Here is a 19,266-nt window from a genome sequence, read left to right as displayed (position 1 = left end):
GCGTCGGATAGATACTCCCCATTTTAGTCGAAGTAATTTTCCCAAGTTTTCATGAGTGCGGTGCGCGGCAGGGATGCCGGTGCCGCACCGACTGATCACCGACCATATCACCCTTGAGATCCGTCCTGGGGGTGTCGGTTATCGCCGACGGGCTCGACCGGTTCTGCCGGTCCGCGGATATCGAGCCGGCAACGCAGCATATCGTCGTCGACGAAAAGATCGACGAAGCGATGGCCGCGCAACTGCGCACCTACTTGCTGTCTCACGTCGGGCGGCTGGGGGAAGAGGGCGCGGCAGCGCGCGCCACGAGCGCCATTTCGCCTGACGTGCTCCTGAAGCTCTGGGCGTTCTCCGAGCCACGCATTCAAGCCGATTACCTCCTGTTCGACGAAGCGCAGGACAGCGACGGTGTCATGCTGTCGGTCCTGGGCCGGCAGCGCCACGCGCAGATCATTTATGTGGGCGACCCTTACCAGCAGATCTATGAGTGGCGGGGCGCGGTCAATGCGATGACGCATATCGACGCGCCCGAATGTGCGCTCACGGAGTCGTTCCGCTTTGGCGACACGTTCGCGGCGCTCGCGAGCCGTCTGCTCACGCTGCTGGGCGAACGCACTCCCATCCGGGGACAGGAAGCGATCGGCTCGCTCATGGTGGAAGATCCCGCGCGGCGCCGCCGGTCGACGCGATCCTGTGCCGGAAGAACGTTACGGCGATCTGGCAGTTCGCCGCGGGACTCGAAGCGGGACATCGACCGGCAATCCGGATGAGTCCGGCCGAGATTCTCGCTTACGCTGATGGCGCGGACCGGTTGCTGGCCGGCCAGCTGGCATTCCGCCCGGCGGCGCGTTCGCTGTTCGATAACTGGAGCGACGCGCGGTCGTTCGCGCGCAGTGCGTTTGGCCACGACCTGCTGCCGGTGGTGCGCATCGTCGACGAGTTGGGTACAGGCTATCTGCGGGCCCTGGCACAGCGCTCAGCGGCGGAAGATGCCGCCGACTATGTGATCTCGACCGTGCACCGCGCGAAGGGCCTCGAATGGAAGCGGGTCAGGGTGGCCAACGATTTCCGCATGCTGGGTGCGGAGGGCAACCCGATGCCGGACGACGACGAGCTGCGGCTGCTCTACGTGGCCGTGACCCGCGCACAGCATGTGCTCAATATCTCCGGATCTCGCGACGAGCTGCTACGGCTTTTCAATCTCCGGCGCTAGCGTCAGCGCGTGAAAGCGCCGTGGGCGATTGCCCAACGATGCCTACACGGTACCGTCCGGCAGGTCGGGGCGCAGTTCGGCCTCGATCTGGTCGATGGTCGGCAGACCGGTCTCCAGCGAGGGTGGCACCTCGCGCATCAGTTGATACTCGGCCACTCCCATTGGCTTGACCACGCCACGCAGCGCATACCCCGCCAAAGCCGGTTCTTTTCCTTGCACAGCAGCAGGCCGATGGTCGGCTGGTCCTCGGCCGCCTTGACCTGCGCATCGATCGCTGACAGGTAAAAATTCAGCTGCCCCGCATATTCAGGCTTGAACGGCGTCGTTTTCAGTTCGACGACGACATAGCAACGGAGCTTGAGGTGATAGAAAAGCAGATCGACGAAAAACTCGTCGCCGCCAACTTCCAGCCGGTACTGGCGACCCACGAACGCGAACCCGGCGCCCAGCTCGAGCAGAAACTGTGTGATATGGCGGGTCAATGCGCGCTCAATGTCGCGCTCCTGAGCGTCCTCCGTCAACGCCAGGAAGTCAAAGATGTAGGGATCCTTGAGTGCATCCCGGGCCAAGTCGGATTGAGGCGGAGGCAGGCGTTCGGCGAAATTCGTAACGGCATTGCCAGCCCGGCCACACGCATCCGTTTCGACCTGCGCGACGAGGATGGCCCTCGACCAGCCGTGCTCGAGCGCCCTGGTGGCGTACCAATCGCGTTGAGCGGGGTCCTTGACCTTATCAAGCAACGTGCAAAGGTGGAACCAGGGCAATTGTGCAGCAGGCTGCTGCACAAATTCCGGGTCCGGCCAGGCTTGGGCGAGCGCACGCATGTATTTCAGGCTGCGTGGCGAGAACCCCGCATATCCGGAAAGGCGGCCTTCAGGTCACGTGCAAGCTGGTCGACGACTCCGGCTCCCCATCCCTGGTTCTGTTGCCGCTGAAGAATATCGCTGCCGATCTGCCAGTACAGCTTGATCAGTTCACGGTTCACGCTCGCAGTGGCACGTTGACGCGCTGCTTCAACTCGTAAAGCCAGCGGCTGTTCACTGGCCTCCCGATAACGACTGGAACGCAACGTAAGCGACCCGTAACCTGCCTCATCCTCGCCCGAGGACCATAAGCATCGCGCGCCACCTCCCTAAGAGGCCGCCCTGCAACTGCTGCACTCAGCGTTGACGCACTCTTGATATCCGCCTATAACCATCCATATGGATGGTTCATGGAGGATATTTGAAGATGGCGAAAGAAGTGCCGGATCGCTCACGAGGCAGCGAAACCGAAAAAATCACGATCAATCTCGGCCCGATCGATCTGGGCCAGATCGATCTGCTCGTCGAAGAAGGCTTTTACTCGAACCGCACGGATCTGATCCGTACGGCCATCCGCAACCAGTTGTCGATTCATGCCCCGGCCGTTAAGGACACAGTGACCCGCCGTGAACTCGTCCTGGGCCTTCAGCATTTTTCGAAACAGGACCTTGAGGCCGCGTGCGCGGCCAGTCAGCGTCTCAGAATTCAGGTGCTGGGATTGGCGAGCATTGCCGCGGACGTATCCCCCGAACTTGCGCTGACAGCGATCGAATCAATCCTGGTCCGCGGCGCGCTCCATGCATCACCGGCAGTCAAGGCCGCGTTGGCGGATCGAATCCGCTAACGCTCCTGGCTCTTTCCCGCTAACGGAAGAAACATGAAACTCAACGAAGGATTTCTCGACTCGATGAAAGAGGCATTCGCACTCTTTCGGAACAACGATCCCGCAGCGGCTGCGGAGACCGTCAGGCGCGCCATGCGCGACGAACGGACGGACGTAGCAAGCCCCCATGCAGATCCGCATGACAAGGCGACGACACCGCGATTCGCTGACCTTTTACAACCCCGACGTCGCGCCGATAAGGCGCAAACTGAACCGGAAGTGCAGGATTGCGGGCACTTCAGCACGCGGCGTTACGTCAACACCGCTGGCCAGCGTGACTACAAGGTCTACGTTCCCGGTTATTCCGGCAGTGATTCCCTGCCGCTGATCGTGATGTTGCACGGCTGCACCCAGGACGCCGACGATTTCGCCACCGGCACGCGGATGAACGCGCTTGCCGAAACGCACGGATTGATTGTCGTTTATCCCATCCAGCCGCAAGGCGCGAATACGTCGAGGTGCTGGAACTGGTTCAGGCCTGCCGACCAGCGTCGCGACATGGGCGAGCCATCGCTGATCGCGGGCATTACACGCGAGGTCATGGCAACTCACAATGTCGACCCGAAGCGGGTTTTCGTTGCCGGTCTTTCGGCCGGCGGCGCCATGGCGGCGATCCTCGCGCAAACCTATCCCGACCTCTACGCAGCAGTGGGTGTTCATTCCGGGCTGCCCGTCGGATGTGCGCACGACCTTCCGTCCGCACTAGCGGCCATGCGCGGCGGCAAAACCCGATCCAAGGCGCACCAACCTGCCCGAGGCGATATTCACAACGTGCCGGCGTCCCGATGTCCGCTCATTGTTTTTCATGGTGATGCGGATGCAACCGTGCACCCCGCCAACGCAAACGAACTGGTACGCGAATTTTCCGGAAGTGAAACGGTAGCCGTTCGCCCGCCGGGCGGTGATAGCCGGGCGAGGAAGCATACGGTGCGACACATGGCGTCACCGGCCGGGGGAGATGCCGAGCTATGGATCGTCCACGGCGCGCCCCATGCGTGGGCCGGAGGCTCTTCAAGCGGGAGCTATACCGATCCGTCCGGCCCCGACGCCAGTGCGGAGATGGTGCGATTTTTTCTTGAGCATCCGCGTCGTCACTGAGCGTTCCAGCGCTGAGCTACGGGTGCGTCTCGTCGACTATCACGGAACGCGATCGCGCTTAGCCCACGCGGCGTTCGATTTACTGCACCCTATGATTAGGAACGCAAATCATGTCATGGCCAGATACAGATGTCCGCCTGCCAGCCAAGTTCAGATGTCCGGGGTTGCAGGGTTCAGGATTCGTCGTTCACGGGTTAAAGACTATACGGTGTCGAAGGATGGATCCTGAACGGGCAGGGTGTCTGTGTCAGTTGCAGGGGCCCTTTCAGACCGCCGGCCAGGTTTGCGGGGCTCTTGCTGCGTCTGTCTGCGTTGCGCGAGATCCGTGATCGCCTGTTCGATGTCTGCCTGCGTGAACTCGCGCTGCTTCTTCTTGCCCGGTTGACGGTCGTTACGATTGGTTCGGGTCGAATCGCCGCGATGTGTCCGCGAGGGCGCCTTACCGATCCGGCTGTTATCGCGTTGCGCCTGCAGCGCCTGGGCCACCTGCAGCACGTGGCTCAGACGCTTGTGCTCGATGACCGCGCCCTGATCGATCTCGGCGAGCCGGTCATACTGCCTGCACGGCAGCATACGCCCGTCCGCCCGCAGTTCGATGCGCCCGTCCGGATACTCCCACACCTCGATATACCGATCGATCAGCCTGCGGTTCTCCGGCGTATCGTCGAGCAGCTACATCACCCGAATTAGTAAGGACTTTCCCGATCTCGGGGCATAGCGATATGCCAGGATGGTTGGTGCTGGGCAACCCATCTGAAAAGGGGAAAGTCATGGACAAGATTACTCGTATCGGCGTGGATCTGGCCAAGAACCTGATCCAGGTGCACGGCGTGGACAGCGTGGAACGCGTGGTGATCAGGAAAGCCATCTCACGGCAGAAGTTTCTCGAGTGGTTTGCCAACCTTGAGCCGTGTCTGGTCGCAATGGAAGCATGCAGCGCAGCCCACTACTGGGGGCGCAAGCTGTGCTCGATAGGTCACGAGGTTCGCCTGATTGCGCCGCAGTTCGCCGCGCCATACCGTAAGGGCGACAAGCACGTGAAGAACGACAGACTGGATGCCGAGGCGATCTGCGAGGCCGCGGGCCGACCGCATATGCGCTTCGTCGCCGTCAAAACGGCAGACCAGCAAAACGTGCTGTTGCTGCACCGGATGCGGAACGGTTTCGTCGAGGAACGTACTGCGCTCGTCAACCGGCTGCGCGGTGAACTGATCGAGTTCGGCGTGTTCCTGCCGCAAGGCATCAATGCATTTCGTGCCCACTTCGTCGAGGCACTGGAGGACGGCGCCACTGAACTGAACGGTGGCGCGCGCAGTGCGCTGGCACGAGGCTGGGAGCACCTGCAGGCCCTCGACCAGCAAATCGCCTGGTGCGACGTGCAAGTCGCCACACACGTGAAACACGACAGCAACGCACAGCGCGTGATGGCGGTTATCGGCATCGGGCCGCTCACAGCATCGGCCGCGGTGGCCACCGTCGGCGATGCGCGCGTGTTCAAGAATGGTCGCCAATTCTCCGCCTGGCTTGGCTCGGTGCCCAGACAGGCGAGCAGCGGCGGAAAGACCCGGCTGGGGCCCATTACCAAACAGGGCAACACGTATCTGCGCACGCTACTGTTTCAAGGCGCACGCTCGGCCGTAACGACTGCCCATCGACGAACCGACCGGCTCTCGCGCTGGATCGTTCAGCTCCAGACACGTGTGGGATGGTATCGGACGTTGGTGGCCGTCGCCAACAAGCACGCGCGGATTCTGTGGGCGATTCTGGCCAAGGGCGAGCGCTTCGAACCGTCGTATGTGCAGATCCGCCCAGCCCCCACGGGACCGTGAGGACACCGGCGCATACCCTGATAGATAAGTGATAACGCGCTCTTCTGTACAACTCAAAACGAGGAGTCCGCACACAAGGATTCAACAGGCATGGATAGCGACAGGTCAGACCGGCAGTGGGCGAACTCGAAGTACGACAAGGCGCTGCATGGCATGCATTCGCCGTCACACGGATGGAGTCCTGCTGCGCGGTTACTATCCGGGCCCGGGCACCGCAATGACAGTGCTCAACAAGGCCGCTTATAGGTATGCAGTCTGTCTCGCCGCTGAATGCCGAATGCCTGCCCGATCACATCAGAGTCAAGCGAATGAATGAATGAACCCCGAGCTTGCAAAAAAGGAAAGTCCTTATAGGTCGTACTGCACCGTGAGCGCCTTCGTGACTTTCCGTGGCTCGCGCCACGTCAGTACCGTGTCGAGGCTCTCGTCAGCCCTCAGGGCACGGTGTGCGTCGAAGTCGCTCCTGGGGGGCTTCGCAAAGCGCGCGTTGTACGCGGCCATGAAGGAGGGCGCCCATGCATTGGCCTCGGCCAGCGTGCTGATACCACGCAAGCGCATCTCCTTCACCAGACGGTCCTGCAGCGTCAGGTGTGCCCGCTCTACACGCCCTTGGCCGAACTGCTGTTGGCACAGAATGTATCGATGTTCAGCTCGTACATTGCACGGCCGAACGGCGTCACGCGGTTGCCAGTCTTGCCTGGCGACACATTACGGAACACGCTCGCCTTGATAGTCATATAGCCGGCCTCCCTCCGTTCGAAGCGAACGGCCAGCGTACAGTCAGGGTGCGAACACCGACGTGACACACAGGAGGCCGGCATGAACAAGTTTAGTGGTATCGACCTGCACTCGCACAACAGTGTGGTCGTCGTCAGCGATGACGCTGACCGGGTTGTCTACCAGCGACGGTTGCCGAACGATCCGGTCCAGATCCGGGCAGCGCTGGCGCCGCACCGCGAAGATCTGGTGGGTGTAGTCATCGAAGCAACGTATAACTGGTACTGGCTGGTAGATCAGTTGATGAACGACGGCTACCGGGTGCATCTGGCGAACCCTGCTGCAATCAAGCAGTACGAGGGATTGAAATATAGCGGTGACTTCACCGATGCCGCCCATCTCGCACAGCTGCTGCGTCTGGGACTATTGCCTGAAGGCTACATTTATCCAGCAGAAGAACGTCCGGTGCGTGACCTCTCTCGCAAACGGATCCAACTGGTGCAGTGTCGTACGGCCCAGATACTCGCGATTGAGAATCTGTTCTCGCGCCATACCGGTGGGCAGATGCAAGGTGAGCGGGTTAAGCGCCTGGATGAGAGACAGGTGAATGGATTCGGTTTTGCATCTGACGTGACGCTCGCGATGCATGCCAATCTCGCAGTCATGCAAACCTTGCAGGAGGAAATCAGGATCATCGAGAAACGACTCATGGAGCGGGTAAAACTGAGCCCGGATTACGCATTGCTGAACACGGTGACGGGCATTGGTCCGGTTCTCGCAACCACGATCATGCTGGAAACCGGGACCATCTCCCGTTTCACCAAGGTTGGCAATTTTAGTTCGTACTGCCGCTGTGTAGACAGCCGACGTGAAAGCAACAGTAGGAAGAAGGGCGAAGGCAACACGAAGAACGGCAACAAGTATCTGGCGTGGGCGTTTGTCGAGGCGGCCACCTTCGCGATCCGCTCGTGCCCGGAAGCCAGGCGCTTTTACGAGCGCAAGAAACGCGCGCGAAACGGGATTGTGGCGATCAAGGCACTGGCGCACAAACTGGCGCGTGCCTGCTACCACATTCTTCGGGAGCACAAGCCTTTTGAGATAGCCCGCTGCTTTGGTTAAAGGTGGTGCAAAGGGACCGAGCCCAGTACAGCGACTGGTGACAATCCACGGCTTTGATTGGGCCTTCCCTTTGTTCCGCCCGCTGCAATCGTCATTCATTTCTCCAGTCGCCGTGCTAACCGCCGGCAGCCGTTTCATTTTGAGACTCTGGTGGAGTCGGACTGTGGAGGTTTAGCGTAACGATTGCCATCAGGGTTGCAACATACAATCGATAAATTAATTTTACATAATTAAAGTTATCGAACTTTTGCGTGTAGGAGCTATATCCTAATGTCGTGTTCGGGGGTGCGGCGGAATTCTTGGACTATCAGGAGCTAGTCCATGTATTCGTACGAAGAGCGTATCCGAGCGGTCAAACTCTACTTGAAGCTTGGAAAGCGCCTTACCGCTACTGTTCGCCAATTGGGCTATCCCACAACGAAGTCCCTCGAGCGTTGGTATCACGCATACGAACGATGCCTGGATTTGCCGAGGGAACGTATCTGCTTGAGGCCGCGCTATTCGGCAGAACAAAAGAAGGCGGCCACAGACCACTATATGAGCCATGGCCAGTGTCTGGCAGCAACGACAAAGGCCCTGGGGTATCCGGGACGCGGGACGCTCGTCGCCTGGCTCTGACAGATGACCTGAAAAACCTCGCCACGAGCGAAGACAACAGTTTCCGCGCATACGGCGCTCGATGACCTGATGGCCGATGACTGAAGCAGACGTTCCTCTCGCCGGGCCCAGCATGCGACAGACGTTCCTCTCGCTGGCCCTGCATGCGCTCGCCAGGGCAAACCCTCCTATCCCTCGCCTGGCATAACGATATAAATGTTAATTATTTGAAAAACACATTATTGGCGCGTGAAAATGCGAATTCCGGATTCTTCAGCGCCCCGACAGTCGACCCGATGGAACTACGCCAGCTCGAAGCCTTCGCCGCAGTGATCACGACGGGCAGCATCACGGCCGCCGGCCGTCTGCTCGGGCGCTCGCAGCCCGCGATCACGCGGCTGATCCAGGAGCTCGAAGCCGGGATCGGTTATGCGCTGTTCACGCGCAACGGCCCGCGCGTCACGCCGACCGAGCAAGGCATCCTGCTCTATGAGGAAGTCGAGCACGTGCTCACGGGCCTGCATCGAATCCAGAAGCGCGCCGGCGAGATCGGCCGCGGCGAAAACCGGCCGCTGCGCATCGCCGCGACTTCCGCACTAGCGGCCGGCCTCGTGCCCGTCGCGCTCGCGCAGCCAGGTATTGCTGACGCGGCGCAGACGATCCAGTTGCGCAGCCTCCCCCCCGAGCAAGTCGTGCACGAGGTGCTCAGTGGCGCGGCCGACATCGGCGTGGCAAGCCTGCCGCTCGAACACCGCGGCGTAGTCGTGCACTGGATCGGGCAATCCGCATGTGTGGCGGCGCTGCGCGACGACGATCCGCTCGCGAGCCATAACCGGCTGCCGGTCTCGGCCTGCGAGGGCCGGCGAGTCGTCACCATGCAGAACCCCTATCGCCTGCGCCGCCGGCTCGACCATGCGTTCGCGCAAGCGAACGTCGCGCCAGCCGGACTGATCGAAACGAATTCGTCGATGAACGCGCTGACCGCCGTTCGCGCCGGTCTCGGCATCTCGGTGCTCGAACCGGTCACGGCCTATGGCATGCCGCTCACCGGCGTCGCGATCCGACCGATCGACGCCGACATTCCGTATTTCTTCGGCGTGATCTCGCGCGATGCCATCGCGCTGCCCCCCACAGCCGCGACGCTCATCGACGCCCTTGCCGAAGCCGCCCGCGCCGTACTCCCCGATTTCGCGCTGCGCGCGAGTACCGAACACGCCCAAGTCCTGCAGTCGCTGTATGGCGACCTGCCCGCCGTCAAGGAATCTTTGCCGTAATGAACGCGATCTCCCCATCGTCCGCAGGTCTCGCCGCGCTCGAAGCCCGTCTGCGCGAGGATCTCGCGTGGCTTGAACTGCCCGCGAAGCGCTGGATACCCGAACGCACGCCTGATGGCCCCCCCGTGCTCAACGTGGCAATCGTGGGCGGTGGAATGGCCGGGCTCGCGCTATGCGCCGCGCTCGGCCATCTGGGCATCGACGCCGTCATCTACGACCAGTCACCGCGTGGCTTCGAAGGTCCGTGGGCGACCACGGCCCGCATGGAGACGCTACGTTCACCGAAACAGCTCACCGGCCCCGCGCTCGGCCTGCCTTCGCTCACGTTTCGCGCGTGGTACGAAGCGCAGTTCGGCGCACAGGCGTGGGACGCGCTCGACAAGATCCCACGCCTGCAATGGATGGACTATCTGCGCTGGTATCGCGATGTGCTCGCGATCGACGTGCGCAACGAACACCGGATCACCGCCATCACGCCTCGCGCGGACGGCTGCGTCGCGCTTTCGGTCACGAGCCCCACGGGCGGCGAAACGGTTCATGCGCGCCACGTCGTCCTCGCCACGGGCCGCGACGGTCTGGGCGGCCCTTCCGTACCTTCGTTCGTACGCGATGTGCCGCGCCGCTTCTATGCCCACTCTTCCGATGTGATGGATTACGATGCGCTGCGCGGCAAGCGCGTGGGCGTGATCGGCGCGGGTGCCTCCGCTATGGACAGTGCGGCGACCGCGCTCGAAGCGGGCGCGGCTTCGGTCGATCTGCTGATCCGCCGCACGGATATCCCTCGCATCAACAAGGGCAAAGGCGCGGGCAACCCAGGCCTCACGCACGGCCATGTCGCGCTGTCCGATGACTGGAAATGGCAGATACGCCACTACATCAATGTGCAGCAGGTGCCGCCGCCGCGCGGCAGTACGCTGCGCGTTTCCCGGCACGCGAATGCGCGATTCAACCTCGGTGCGCCCATCACCGCCATCGAGCCCGTGGACGACGAACTTTACGTAAGCACGCCGAAGGGTGTCTTCGTACTAGATTTCCTCGTGTTCGCGACGGGTTTCCGTATCGATCTGGCGAGCCGCCCCGAATTTGCGTCGTTCGCACACCACGTTCGCGCGTGGAAGGATCGCTACGCGCCGCCCGCAGGCGACGACGACATTGAGCTTGCCGATTCGCCGGATCTCGGGCCGGTGTTCGAGTTCCAGGAAAAGACGCCCGGTGCGTGTCCCGGCCTCGAACGCCTCCACTGCTTTTGTGCGGCCGCCACGCTCTCGCACGGCGCGTTGTCGGGTGACATTCCGGCCGTCAGCGAAGGCGCGAAGCGGCTGGCACAGGGGCTCGCCGCGACGCTCTATCGCGAGGATGTCGAAATGCATTACGCCACCATGGCGGCCTTCTCCGAGCCGGAAGTCGAAGGCGACGAATGGACGCCCGCGCCCCCTCCCCCGGCGCTGGCCGAGCGCGAAGCGAAATGACCGTGTGATGCGAACACAGGCCAGGCCAACAGCGTGAGGCCCGAGCCATTTGCGGTTTTCAGGACTTGACGATGACATACGACACGAACGACGACATCATTGACCGCGTTGCCGGCCTCGCGCCCAACACGGTCACTCACGCATTGCGGCACCAGCGCGCCAAGGTGGTGCAATCGACCCAGGGCAGCTACGACGGGCTGTTCGACCCTGACCTTGAGGGCCTCCCCCTGGTCGAGCGCCTGCTCGTCGCGCTCTACGCGAGCCGCCTCACGCCCTCGCCTGCGCTCGCGGCCCACTACCGCGCCGAACTGTCCGCCCTCGGTGTCGATGCGGCCACGCTGGCCGCCGTGGAAACGGGTACGCCCGAGACGCTCGCGGCACCGCGCCTGCGCGCGATCCTCGCATTCACGCGCACGCTGATCGAAAACCCGGTAGCCGGCGACAAGGCCGTGCTGCAAACGCTGCCTGCGGCCGGACTCTCGACGCCCGCCGTCGTGGCGCTCGCCCAGTTGATCGCCTTTCTGTCGTACCAGACGCGCCTCGTCGCGGGTCTGCAAGCCTTCAAACAGCTGGAGCAACGGGAGCGCGCATCATGAGCGACATCATCCGTTCACACGGCTTCACGAACGAATCGCTGGAATGGGACGCGTGGCTCGACGTGGTCGACCTGGACCACGCCAGCGCCGTGCAGATTGCCGTTCTGGAAGAGAGCCACCCGAAGGCCAAAGTGTCGGACTACTACCGGTTTCTCGTCCATCAGCCGGAAATTCTGCGCCAGCGCTCCGCCGCGTTCAACGCGATCATGTACGCGCCCGGCGGCTTGCCGCGCGCGGAGCGGGAACTGTCGACCACCGTGGTTTCGCGGCTCAACGGCTGTGTGTATTGCGCTTCAGTGCACGCCCAGCGGTTCGAGCAACTTGCCAAGCGCAACGATGTCATCCGCCAGGTGTTCGCCGACCCTCACAGCGCCGGCACGACACCGCGCGAACAGGCGATCGCGCACTTTTCGGCTGCGCTGACCGAGCATCCGGACGACATCAAGGCAGACCAGTTGCAGGCTTTGCGCGAGGTCGGTCTTACGGATGCCGAAATTCTCGACCTGATTCATTCGATTGCCATTTTCGCGTGGGCGAACCGGCTGATGCTCAATCTCGGCGAACCTGTGTTTCCCGAGCCCGCACCCGCAGCCTGACCGAGCCACCGTCCTTCAATCAATACACGGGGATAGCCGATGGACACTCAACCTGGCGTCAAGCCTGTCATTGTGGCCGCTGTGCTGGCCAATGCGATGGAATGGTTCGATTTCACCATTTTCGCCGCGATGACGCCGATCATCAGCAAGCTGTTCTTTCCCGCCACACATGGCGCTGCGGGCGCGGAGCTGAACGCCATCCTGCTGACCACGGCCCTCTTCGGTGCCGGGTTCTTCATGCGGCCCGTGGGCGGCGTGCTGCTCGGCCTTTACGGCGACATGTACGGCCGCAAGGCAGCGATGACGCTCGGCATGGGCATCATGGCGCTGGCCGCCGCGATGATGACCTGCGCGCCGACCTATGCCACGGCCGGTCTCGCCGCGCCGCTCCTGATGCTCGTAGCCCGGCTGCTCCAAGGGTTTTCGATCGGTGGCGAATTCGGCACCTCCACGGCGTTCCTGATCGAACTGGCGCCGCCCAATCGCACCGGCTTTTACGGCTCGTGGCAGATGAGCGGGCAACTGATGTCGACGATGCTGGGCGCCGCGCTCGGTCTGGTGGTCACGCAGGCGTTCACGCCCGAGCAACAGCTTGCGGGCGCATGGCGCATTCCGTTTGCAGTGGGCCTGCTCATTGCGCCGCTGACCGTCTACCTGCGCCGCCACGCAAGCGAAACCTACGCGCGCATTCACGCCAACCCGCAAACGCTCACTACGGAAACGGCCACGGTCAAGCGTGGGCTTTCTGACTACCTGATCGGCATGGGGATGGTGGTGGCGAGCACCGTGTCGTTCTACGTCACGTTCGGCTACACGGTCACTTACGCAAAGCAGGTGCTCAAGCTGCCCGTTTCGCAAAGCTTCATGGTGCAAATGATCGCGGCCATCGTCATGCTGATCGTCACGCCGATCGCGGGGGCGCTATCGGACCGCTACGACCGCAAGACGCTGCTCGTGGGCTCGCTGAGCGCCTACCTCGTGGCGATCTATCCGCTGTACGCGTGGGTCGTTGCGGCGCCGTCCGTACCGCGGCTGCTCCTTACGCAGATCGTGATCGGCGTGCTGAGCGCGACCTTTCTCGGCGTGTATTGCACCACGCTTGCCGAGATGTTCCCCAAGCGCTCGCGGGCCACGTCGCTCGCCGTGGTCAATAACGTCGTCGTTCTGATCTTTGGCGGCTTTGCCCAGACTTTTGTAACCTGGCTCATCGCGCTCACCGGCTCGCCGCTTGCGCCGGTGCTCTACGTGATGATCGGCGTCGCCATCGCGCTCGTGGCCGTCGTGGCGCTCAAGCCCAGCCATTTCAGGCAGCACAGCGCAAACGCCGTACAACCCGCCGGATGACGCAACGGGCGGCGACTAGCGTCTTGCCTCTTACTGGCTCGCAGGTTTGCTGGCTGCGGCTTCACTCGCGGCCTTCTTCTTTTTGGCCGACTCATGGTGGCCGACCGCACACCCAGCGGCCGCGCCGGCGGTGCCGTGCTTGCCCGCAACGTGGCCCGCTACCCCGCCCGCAGCCGCGCCTTCCATGCAGCCCGCAGCCGCTGCAGATGCGGGCAACATGACGGGAACTGACGCTGCGATGGCGAGAGAAAAAATGAGCTTTTTCATGGCAAAACCCTTCTAATTGGATGGAGCACTGCTCCGTATACATTTTAAGGAACGCCGTTTGGCTCCCTGCACTCGACTCAAGCAACGGCCATGCCCGCTGAAAGACGCAAGCGCCGGGCCAAAGGAAATCCGGCTTTGTCGCGGTAAGAATCGAGGGCAAGCAAGATCGATATCCGAGGTACACCTTACAGATCTAGTGCAAATCGGCACGCCGGTTGAGAATTTTTTTATAGGTAGGATACCTTATCGATTGGACAGGAGAGCATTCCACACGACCGGCGCAGCGGTGTCCTTGAGGCCGAGCATGGCGAGTTCGAACTAACCCTTGCGAATTCGATGCGTCAACTCTATGCCTGAAATCGTGGTGGCGACGCTCGTGAATCGCTTGAAACCGGGCTTTAACCGATTCGCTGATCCCATTTGCACCAGAGCCCCCGAAAGCTCGCGCGACGCCGTGGGTGCCCTCACCTGAGTCCGACAGGGCGGCCCGCAACAGCCCGGATCTGGAGATTTTGGCGGCCTCGCGATTTATTGAGGATATCGAACAATGTCCCGCTGAACGTTCCGACCGATTCCGTGCGGTTTTCTCACCCCTTCTGTGCGCCGGCCCTCAGCAGAGGGCATCAGCTTGGCGCGGCGCTGCCATCCGCGGCATCAGATGGAACGGCGCGGTTCGCCGGCGGAGAAAAGGAGGAGAATCGTGCTAAAACCCGTTCCGATGTACCGCAACGATCCATCTTCACTGATGAGCTTGTTTGTCGGCGAAAAATTCAATCTCGGCCGACTGCCGTCCCGTTATCGATAGGCTTTAGCGGCCTGCCCTCGCCACGGTTTGCACGAAATGCAGGCCATCAAGCGGCATAACCGCGAAAGTACGCCATTTTCCTCGCATATCGGGGCATAATCCATGCGCTCATTGTCTGCATTCTCCCATGAAGAAAAAAGGCCCCACCAAAAGCGCGTCCCAACAGGAACCATCGAGTCCACCCGATCAACTGCTGGCCGAAGTCGCGTTTGCGCAGATCGAAGAAATGATCATTACGCGCAAGCTGCCGCCCGGTTCGATGATCTCCGAGAGCCAGCTTGCCACCGAGATGGATATGGGACGCACTCCAGTGCGCGAAGCGCTGCAGCGCCTGAGGCAAATCGGATTTGTTGAAATGCTGCCGCGTCGCGGCACGCTGGTCGCCGGCGTCGACATCCGTCAGCAACTGGAACTGCTGGAGGTGAGGCGCGCACTTGAGGACCTGGTTGTGCGGGTGGCTGCACTCCGCGCGACCCCCGAAGAGCGAGCGCATCTGCTCACTCTGGCGAAGCGCATAATCACGGCAGCCAAACGCGGAGACACGCAAGCCTGGATCAGGACCGGCGGTGAGATACACGACGCTGAGGTTCAAGCCACTCACAACAGCATGCTCATCACGAGCATGCTGCCCATCCACGCGCAGTCCCGGCGCTTCTGGTATCACCATATCGTGCAGAACCGCGCGTATGTCGAAGGTGCGCAGTTGCATGCCGCAGTCCTGACGGCCATTGCCGAGGGCGACGGTGACCTGGCTGCAACAGCAGCTCACGGACTGATGCAGTTCATCGAGCGCTTCACCCGCTCCGCGCTCGACACCTTCTAACGCACGGCCAGGATCACGGCATCACTCGACCTGCCCCTCCCGAATGCCTACCGTGCGACCTGCGGTTTCGACATCTTCGCGCGGGGCTCTCACAAACACCGCCACCGCGGCTGCCCCTGCCAGCGCCACACCCCCGCTCAGCAGAAATGCGCTCTTGAAAACATGCGTCCATTGAACAAGGAAGCCTGTGATGATCGGTGCGAGAATCCCCGCAGTGTTCGCGAGCAGATGCATGAAGCCGCCGACGCCCCCCATCCGAGCAGGTTCGACGGTGTCGAGAATGATCGCCCAGAACACGCTGAGGGTGAGGTTCATGAAGAACACTGTCGTGCCCATCAGTGCAACCGCGGCGCCGACGCTGTCAGCCGTCCCAGCGAATGCAACGCACACCGCGGCAACGAGCAGACCGCCGACGATCACGATCTTGCGCGACTTCAGTGCATTGCCGGTCCAGCGAAAAATCAGATCGGAGGTGAACCCGCCGAGTGCGATCCCGGCGAAGCCCAGAAGCCAGGGAATAACGTTGACGATGCTCATCGACGACAGGCTCAGGTGCCGCTCCATCATCAGGTAGCTCGGGAACCACGAAAGGAAGAAATACAGGATGTACGCGTAGCCGAAGTAGGCAAGCGAAGTGGCCCAGATCGTCGGGCTCTTCAAATAGTGAGCGAGCGACATCGTCGGCAAAGATTCCGTATGCTCGGTGTTTGCCTGCTTCAACGGCGAGACTGCGCTGCGCACCCAGCGATTGTGTTCCGGCCTGTCCGTCGAAAAGATCGACCACATCAGCACCCACAGCAGCCCTGCAATACCGATCGCAATAAACGGAATGCGCCAGCCAAAATGTAGCGCCATCAGCCCGACGATCGGCCCAGCCAGTGCAGCGCCTAGTTGCAGGCCCGAGTTCGCGAAGCCAACGGCTGTGGTCTGCTCCTTTCGCTCGAACCAGTTGCTGATGATCTTGTTCGTGCACGTCGCCAGCGGTCCTTCCCCTGCGCCGAATATAACGCGGATCACGAGCAGGCTCATCAGCGTTGATGCCGTCGCGGTCAGCCCACAGAAAATCGACCAAAGGCCGATCGCGATGATCAGCACCCGCTTCGCGCCAAAGCGGTCAGCCGCATAGCCGCCAACAAAGCAGAACAATGCATAGCCAACAAAGAACGCGCTGAAAACAACGCCGAGCTGGGCGGAATCGAGGTGAAGATCTTTGGCGATGAGCGGCGCAGCGACCGAGAGTGCGGCCCGGTCGAGATAGCTGATTGCGCACGCGAGAAATAGCATGAGAACAATAAACCAGCGGTACTTCATGGTGGTCTCCTCCTGATCCGCATCGGTGATCTGGATGGTTAGGCGGTTATCGACGCCGCGCAAACGCGCGGCGCTATACAGCCGTGTTATCGGCACTGGCGCGGCGACTCGTCGAAGGCATCGCTTTCGTAGCCAACGTGGCCGCGCCGTTGCAAGGGGCGTACTAGCTTTCGACTGCAGCTTCGGCCTGTTGACCGACGCTGTCGATGAACAGCGACGCATCCATACGCGGCAACGGGTCCAGAATATGAGAGGGCTTGAACGCCATCAGATCGAGGACATCCCGGCGCACGTCCGCGCCTGGAGCAATTTCAGTCAGCACGAGGCCGCTCGCGGTCTGCTCGAACACCGCGCGCTCGGTGACGATCAGTGCACTCTGCCCAGCCGCTACGCCATTCGCGACCGGATACGTTCGGCTCTGCACGGTATCGACGAATTTGCTGACCTTGCCTTCCTTCACGACCCGCATGCGGCCTCCTTCGTAGGCGATATCGAGCCCGCCGGTCGTGAACGAGCCCGTAAACACGAGCCGCTGCGCATTCATCGCGATGTCGATGAAACCGCCTGCTCCTGGATTCACCTTGCCAAATTTGCTGACGTTGACCGTTCCGTGCGAATCGTATTCGGCGAACGCGAGTGCCGCGAACCGGCACAACCCCCCGTCGATCACGTCGAACTGCGTGACGCCGTCAAGCACCGCCTGAGGCCGCAGGTTTGCGGAAAACTGCCAGCCGTTCATGACGACGCCGCCATAGGAGCCATGTTCCGTCGTGAACCAGTAGTCGTTCGCGTTCCTCTCCAGATCAATAAGACCTTGCTCGGCCATGATGAGCGGCACGTCAGCTGCCGCACCGAAGCCGAAGATCGACAGCTCATGCTTGCGAACCTCGAGTGCCGCACGACGCGCGATCACCTTGTCGGGGCCAAACGCGATCGCTGGCAAACGCGCGTCGACGCCAGCGGGCCGCAGGTAAGCCTCGTCGTACGGCGTATCGGTGGTCATCATCATGTGCGGATCAACCACGAGCGAGTCGACGAACATGCCCGGCAGTCGCACCGACGTTGCCGCGCGCGAACCGTCCGGCACGATGCGGCGAACCTGCGCAATCACACGGCCGCCGCTTGCCTTTGCCGCCAGTGCGAGCGCGAGACTTGCGGAAACCAGCGGCTCGTCCTCGAACGAGAGGTTGCCGAACTCGTCGGCGCTGCTGGCGCGGATGATCGCGACATCGATTGGCCAGCCGGGATAGAACAGCAGGTCTTCATTGTTCAGGCGGATTTTCTGGATGAGATCATCCTCGCAGCGGCTTGTGAACTTGCCGCCGCCGTGCTGCGGGTCCGCATATGTCCCGATGCCCACGCGCGTTATATAGCCAGGACTCTTGCGCGCGACCTCGCGCAACCAGTGCATCGATGCGCCGATCGGCCACGAATACGCCTCGATGCGGTTCTCCTGGATCAGCCGCATCAATGCGGGACGCTCCCCGGTGTGGGGATTGACCGGGTTGATGTAGGAGCCGGAGACGATCCGCTTCATCAACCCTTCCTTCGCGACGTGATCCATCCCGCGGATATCGACCGCATCACCAGTGCCGCATGGGAAGTAAAACGTGAGATTGCGCGGCGCGCCTGTGTCACGGAACCGTTTGCCGATTGCAGCGAGTGTGGCATCGGGCACCGCCCAGCCGATAACGCCGACCGATGCGACGCTCTGCCCATCCTGAATCGAAGCGACGGCCTCTGCCGCCGACATGATTTTCGTCATCACTTCACCTTGAATTTCGAAAAGATTGCCTTGGCCGCGCCGCCTTCGCAGTTGTTTGCGAAATGCCGGGAAGCGAGATTGTCGAGCCGCTCGCCGTCGAGCGAAACGAAAGGTTCGAAGAAGCGTTTCGTCGACGCCATTGCTGCGGGCGGCAGCGCCGCGAGCCGTTTCGCGAGCGCGAGTGCCTGCTGATCAGAGGCACCCGGTTCGCTCAGATAGTCCGCAATGCCGAGACGGTGCGCTTCGACGCCATCCATTGGATCGGCGGCCCAGGTGATCAGGCGTGCGCGCACCGGACCCACGCGCGCCAGGAGTGCCTGAAGCCCCCATGGCGGCAACCAGCCGTTCGGCACTTCGGGCAGATGCCAGCGCACGTTCGACGCGCTCACAACGACATCGCACGAAATCGCCAGAACGAAGCCGCCGCCGAGCGCGAACCCTTCCACTGCGGCGATCACCGGCTTCGACAGGCTCGCGATGGCGCGCGCGACGCGCGCCGTGTCCGACTCGGAATCGCACATCTCCTGAATCGACATCGTCGCAAGCTCCTTCAGGTCACTGCCTGAACAGAAAGCCGGTGCGGCACCCGAAAGGACGATTGCACGCACTTCCGGATCTCGGTCGGCCTGTTGCAAAGCCTGTTCAAGCTCCTCGATCGACTTGCCATCAAGCGCGTTGCGCCGCTCCGGCCGGTTCAACGTCAAATGACGGACATCACCCATGTTCACGCTAATCACTTACCCCTCCTTGAAGACCT

At 61.8% G+C, this 19,266-nt stretch carries 16 protein-coding genes and 4 pseudogenes; 13 read left to right on the top strand and 7 right to left on the bottom strand.

Annotation, left to right across the window (positions count from 1 at the left end; all coding sequences use genetic code 11):
* The first annotated feature begins 113 nt into the window (after positions 1-113).
* Together U5768_RS02950 and U5768_RS02945 are read left to right on the top strand one after the other, a co-directional pair.
* The gene (locus U5768_RS02950; protein WP_322028876.1) at positions 114-770 is read left to right on the top strand and encodes a UvrD-helicase domain-containing protein; all 657 of its coding nucleotides are present in this window, start codon (positions 114-116) and stop codon (positions 768-770) included.
* Positions 767-1,213, top strand: coding sequence for an ATP-binding domain-containing protein (locus tag U5768_RS02945; RefSeq protein ID WP_322028875.1), 447 nt, complete (start codon positions 767-769; stop codon positions 1,211-1,213). Before U5768_RS02950 ends, U5768_RS02945 begins: the two co-directional genes overlap by 4 nt.
* Before the next feature lie 42 nt (positions 1,214-1,255).
* On the opposite strand, the pseudogene U5768_RS02940 reads toward U5768_RS02945, so the two are convergent.
* A pseudogene (locus U5768_RS02940) lies at positions 1,256-2,243 on the bottom strand (PDDEXK nuclease domain-containing protein).
* Positions 2,244-2,443: 200 nt separating this feature from the next.
* Between U5768_RS02940 and U5768_RS02935 the strand changes: the two are divergent.
* Both U5768_RS02935 and U5768_RS02930 read left to right on the top strand, forming a co-directional pair.
* Positions 2,444-2,860: a CopG family transcriptional regulator gene (locus U5768_RS02935; RefSeq protein WP_322028874.1), complete on the top strand. Its 417-nt coding sequence runs from the start codon at positions 2,444-2,446 to the stop codon at positions 2,858-2,860.
* Positions 2,861-2,893: 33 nt separating this feature from the next.
* Entirely contained in the window at positions 2,894-3,997 is a 1,104-nt protein-coding gene (locus tag U5768_RS02930; RefSeq protein WP_322028873.1) for a PHB depolymerase family esterase, read from the top strand.
* A 201-nt stretch (positions 3,998-4,198) separates the two neighbouring features.
* On the opposite strand, the pseudogene U5768_RS02925 reads toward U5768_RS02930, so the two are convergent.
* Positions 4,199-4,669: pseudogene (locus U5768_RS02925) on the bottom strand (ISNCY family transposase); the annotation flags it as partial.
* 98 nt (positions 4,670-4,767) lie between these two features.
* Here U5768_RS02925 and U5768_RS02920 point away from each other — a divergent pair.
* Positions 4,768-5,826: an IS110 family transposase gene (locus tag U5768_RS02920; protein ID WP_322028872.1), complete on the top strand. Its 1,059-nt coding sequence runs from the start codon at positions 4,768-4,770 to the stop codon at positions 5,824-5,826.
* Positions 5,827-6,180: 354 nt separating this feature from the next.
* On the opposite strand, the pseudogene U5768_RS31935 reads toward U5768_RS02920, so the two are convergent.
* A pseudogene (locus U5768_RS31935) lies at positions 6,181-6,554 on the bottom strand (ISNCY family transposase); the annotation flags it as partial.
* 91 nt (positions 6,555-6,645) lie between these two features.
* On the opposite strand from U5768_RS31935, the gene U5768_RS02910 reads away from it, so the two are divergent.
* The 7 genes and pseudogenes from U5768_RS02910 (at position 6,646) to U5768_RS02880 (ending at position 13,538) form a co-directional block, all read left to right on the top strand.
* Complete coding sequence (locus U5768_RS02910; protein WP_322028871.1) at positions 6,646-7,662, top strand: IS110 family transposase; 1,017 nt, start codon at positions 6,646-6,648, stop codon at positions 7,660-7,662.
* Positions 7,663-7,983: 321 nt separating this feature from the next.
* Positions 7,984-8,277: pseudogene (locus U5768_RS02905) on the top strand (IS3 family transposase); the annotation flags it as partial.
* Between the two features lie 278 nt (positions 8,278-8,555).
* Positions 8,556-9,533 (top strand): LysR family transcriptional regulator, encoded by a 978-nt coding sequence (locus tag U5768_RS02900; protein ID WP_322028870.1) that lies wholly within the window; start codon positions 8,556-8,558, stop codon positions 9,531-9,533.
* Positions 9,533-11,002 carry an NAD(P)/FAD-dependent oxidoreductase gene (locus tag U5768_RS02895; protein WP_322028869.1) on the top strand — a complete coding sequence of 490 codons (1,470 nt, stop codon included), beginning with the start codon at positions 9,533-9,535 and terminating at the stop codon, positions 11,000-11,002. The genes U5768_RS02900 and U5768_RS02895 overlap by 1 nt, the downstream gene beginning before the upstream one ends.
* A 71-nt stretch (positions 11,003-11,073) precedes the next feature.
* Positions 11,074-11,598 (top strand): CMD domain protein, encoded by a 525-nt coding sequence (locus U5768_RS02890; RefSeq protein ID WP_322028868.1) that lies wholly within the window; start codon positions 11,074-11,076, stop codon positions 11,596-11,598.
* On the top strand, positions 11,595-12,194 hold the full coding sequence (locus U5768_RS02885) for a peroxidase-related enzyme (protein ID WP_322028867.1): 600 nt from the start codon (positions 11,595-11,597) through the stop codon (positions 12,192-12,194). Before U5768_RS02890 ends, U5768_RS02885 begins: the two co-directional genes overlap by 4 nt.
* Before the next feature lie 39 nt (positions 12,195-12,233).
* On the top strand, positions 12,234-13,538 hold the full coding sequence (locus U5768_RS02880) for an MFS transporter (protein WP_322028866.1): 1,305 nt from the start codon (positions 12,234-12,236) through the stop codon (positions 13,536-13,538).
* A gap of 30 nt (positions 13,539-13,568) precedes the next feature.
* Here U5768_RS02880 and U5768_RS02875 read toward each other — a convergent pair whose 3' ends face one another.
* Entirely contained in the window at positions 13,569-13,805 is a 237-nt protein-coding gene (locus U5768_RS02875) for a hypothetical protein (protein WP_322028865.1), read from the bottom strand.
* 932 nt (positions 13,806-14,737) lie between these two features.
* Here U5768_RS02875 and U5768_RS02870 point away from each other — a divergent pair.
* Positions 14,738-15,433: a GntR family transcriptional regulator gene (locus tag U5768_RS02870; protein WP_322028864.1), complete on the top strand. Its 696-nt coding sequence runs from the start codon at positions 14,738-14,740 to the stop codon at positions 15,431-15,433.
* Between the two features lie 21 nt (positions 15,434-15,454).
* Here the strand turns inward: U5768_RS02870 and U5768_RS02865 are convergent, their stop codons facing one another.
* The 3 genes from U5768_RS02865 to U5768_RS02855 all read right to left on the bottom strand — a co-directional run bounded on the left by U5768_RS02865 (position 15,455) and on the right by U5768_RS02855 (position 19,246).
* Positions 15,455-16,744, bottom strand: coding sequence for an MFS transporter (locus U5768_RS02865; RefSeq protein WP_322028863.1), 1,290 nt, complete (start codon positions 16,742-16,744; stop codon positions 15,455-15,457).
* A 163-nt stretch (positions 16,745-16,907) separates the two neighbouring features.
* Positions 16,908-18,509, bottom strand: a complete 1,602-nt coding sequence (locus U5768_RS02860; protein WP_322028862.1) for a CoA-transferase — start codon at positions 18,507-18,509, stop codon at positions 16,908-16,910.
* Positions 18,509-19,246, bottom strand: a complete 738-nt coding sequence (locus tag U5768_RS02855) for an enoyl-CoA hydratase/isomerase family protein (protein ID WP_322028861.1) — start codon at positions 19,244-19,246, stop codon at positions 18,509-18,511. The genes U5768_RS02860 and U5768_RS02855 overlap by 1 nt, the downstream gene beginning before the upstream one ends.
* Positions 19,247-19,266 lie beyond the last annotated feature (20 nt).

Origin of the sequence: Paraburkholderia sp. J76 (assembly GCF_905220295.1) — a bacterium.
GTDB lineage: Bacteria > Pseudomonadota > Gammaproteobacteria > Burkholderiales > Burkholderiaceae > Paraburkholderia.
Note: the sequence above shows the minus strand (reverse complement) of the source record. Positions and strands in the feature narration are given on the sequence as shown.

What these genes read in the sequence shown, in the direction of transcription:
- U5768_RS02880 (WP_322028866.1), top strand. Translation starts at nt 12,234, where the DNA reads ATGGACACTCAACCTGGCGTCAAGCCTGTCATTGTGGCCGCTGTGCTG.
- U5768_RS02860 (WP_322028862.1), bottom strand. Translation starts at nt 18,509, where the DNA reads ATGACGAAAATCATGTCGGCGGCAGAGGCCGTCGCTTCGATTCAGGAT.
- U5768_RS02930 (WP_322028873.1), top strand. Translation starts at nt 2,894, where the DNA reads ATGAAACTCAACGAAGGATTTCTCGACTCGATGAAAGAGGCATTCGCA.
- U5768_RS02865 (WP_322028863.1), bottom strand. Translation starts at nt 16,744, where the DNA reads ATGAAGTACCGCTGGTTTATTGTTCTCATGCTATTTCTCGCGTGCGCA.
- U5768_RS02920 (WP_322028872.1), top strand. Translation starts at nt 4,768, where the DNA reads ATGGACAAGATTACTCGTATCGGCGTGGATCTGGCCAAGAACCTGATC.
- U5768_RS02895 (WP_322028869.1), top strand. Translation starts at nt 9,533, where the DNA reads ATGAACGCGATCTCCCCATCGTCCGCAGGTCTCGCCGCGCTCGAAGCC.
- U5768_RS02945 (WP_322028875.1), top strand. Translation starts at nt 767, where the DNA reads ATGAGTCCGGCCGAGATTCTCGCTTACGCTGATGGCGCGGACCGGTTG.
- U5768_RS02870 (WP_322028864.1), top strand. Translation starts at nt 14,738, where the DNA reads ATGAAGAAAAAAGGCCCCACCAAAAGCGCGTCCCAACAGGAACCATCG.
- U5768_RS02875 (WP_322028865.1), bottom strand. Translation starts at nt 13,805, where the DNA reads ATGAAAAAGCTCATTTTTTCTCTCGCCATCGCAGCGTCAGTTCCCGTC.
- U5768_RS02910 (WP_322028871.1), top strand. Translation starts at nt 6,646, where the DNA reads ATGAACAAGTTTAGTGGTATCGACCTGCACTCGCACAACAGTGTGGTC.
- U5768_RS02900 (WP_322028870.1), top strand. Translation starts at nt 8,556, where the DNA reads ATGGAACTACGCCAGCTCGAAGCCTTCGCCGCAGTGATCACGACGGGC.
- U5768_RS02890 (WP_322028868.1), top strand. Translation starts at nt 11,074, where the DNA reads ATGACATACGACACGAACGACGACATCATTGACCGCGTTGCCGGCCTC.
- U5768_RS02935 (WP_322028874.1), top strand. Translation starts at nt 2,444, where the DNA reads ATGGCGAAAGAAGTGCCGGATCGCTCACGAGGCAGCGAAACCGAAAAA.
- U5768_RS02885 (WP_322028867.1), top strand. Translation starts at nt 11,595, where the DNA reads ATGAGCGACATCATCCGTTCACACGGCTTCACGAACGAATCGCTGGAA.